General features: G+C 67.3%; 1 pseudogene. It reads right to left on the reverse strand.

The window, feature by feature from the left end:
- Positions 1–38: 38 nt before the first annotated feature.
- Positions 39–1,672, reverse strand: a pseudogene (locus AB0G14_RS35580) (ISAzo13 family transposase).
- Positions 1,673–1,674: the final 2 nt, after the last annotated feature.

Consider the following 1,674-nt stretch of genomic DNA (forward strand, 5'->3'; position numbering starts at 1 on the left):
ACTAGTACCAACGCCGTTCAGTTAGGGCTTGCAGATCATCAACGCGCTGTTTCGATCTCTTGCGGGATGGCGACGCCTTCTGCGGCGGCGAGGGCGTAGAGGTCGTTTAGGGTGGCGAGTCGTTGGGGGCTGGGTTGGATGGTGTGTGTCCGGCCTGCGTCAGGAGTTGGCGGATTTCGCGTAGGTGTCTGTTGATCGTTTCGGGTCGGACGTTGAACAGGGCGGCGACGGCGACCTGGGGCAGAGCAAGTCGCTGGTGGAGGATGGCGGCGATGAGCCGGTCGGCGAGGGTGAGGACGGGACGGCGGCCGGTGCCGGCGCCGGTCAGCCGGGGGCGGTGTCCACGTCGCTTGTCCAGGCGCGTTTCCCGCTGATGGTCGTGTAGTGCCAGCAGTGTGGTGAGCAGGGCGTCCCACTCGCCGGTTGGTAGTCCGGTCAGAGCCGGGTGGTGCAGCCAGGCCAGGTCAGGACTGGGCTGATCGAAGGGGTCAGGGGCGGTGTTGACGTGCTCGTATGCCTCGGGGCGCAGGGTGTAGTTCCACTCGCCGTGCCAGTCGTGGCGGGCCAGGGGCAGCGCGTTGATCTGCCGGTCACTGACGCGGACTCCGGTGTCGTAGGTGCTGGTGTCGAGGGCGGCGTGGACGCGTAGTCCGGTGCGGGTCGTGGTGGCGGCGATGGTCTGCACGATCACGTCGTGGCTGGTCAGCGGCCGGCCTCGCCAGTTGAGGGTGATGTGGGAGAACAGCCGATGTTCGACCTTGTTCCACTTGGAGGTGCCCGGCGGGAAGTGGCATACGGTGATCTCTATCCCGGTCTGCACTGCGAGGGCGGCCAGTTCCGCTTTCCAGGCGCGGGTGCGGTATCCGTTGGAACCGCCGGCATCCGCGGTGATCAGCAGACGCCTGGCCTGCGGGTACTCGTCGGCGCCGCTTGTGTTCCACCAGCGGCGGATCGACTCGACCGCGAAGGCGGCGGTGTCGTGGTCGGTGCCGACGTTGACCCAGCCGGTGTTGGCGGCCAGGTCGTAGATGCCGTACGGCACCGCCTTGCCCAGCTCACTGTCGGGGAAGTCGTGCGTGCGGGTGGCCACCGGCGCACCCTTGGGTCGCCACTGCCGGCCAGCGTTGGCGAACGGGCCGACCAGTTCCTTCTTCTTGGCGTCCACACTGACCACCGGATCACCGGTGTCGTGGTGCTCTTTGACCTGCCCGTTGATGTAGTGGAACTGTGCGTCGCGGTCGGGGTGCTGTTTGCCTTCGATGGTCTTGGCGTTGGCTTGCAGGCTGAATCCCTCGGCGCGCAGCAGGTCAGCGACGGTATCAGCGCCGACCCGATGCTCCTTGCGGGTCAACTCGGCAGCCAGGGTGCGGGTCGACTTCGTCGTCCACCGCAGCGGCGACATCGGATCCCCTCGCTCATCCGGCTCGACCAAGGCCAGCAGCGCCAGGCGCAACCCGGGATCCAGGTCGGCCAGACGTTTACGGCCCCCACCCGGCCGGCGTGTCCTACCCAACGGCTCCTCACCGGTATCCAGATCGGACACCCCCCGTGAGACGGTGTTCTCCGTGACCCCGGCAGCCCGGGCAACCGCCCGGATCCCTCCGCGCCCCAACGCCCGGGCTTCGGCCCCCATCAGCAGCCGACGCTGCCGCTCATCAAGATGAGGAAAAATCG

Origin of the sequence: Micromonospora sp. NPDC023814, from assembly GCF_040639595.1 — a bacterium.
Lineage (GTDB): Bacteria > Actinomycetota > Actinomycetes > Mycobacteriales > Micromonosporaceae > Micromonospora.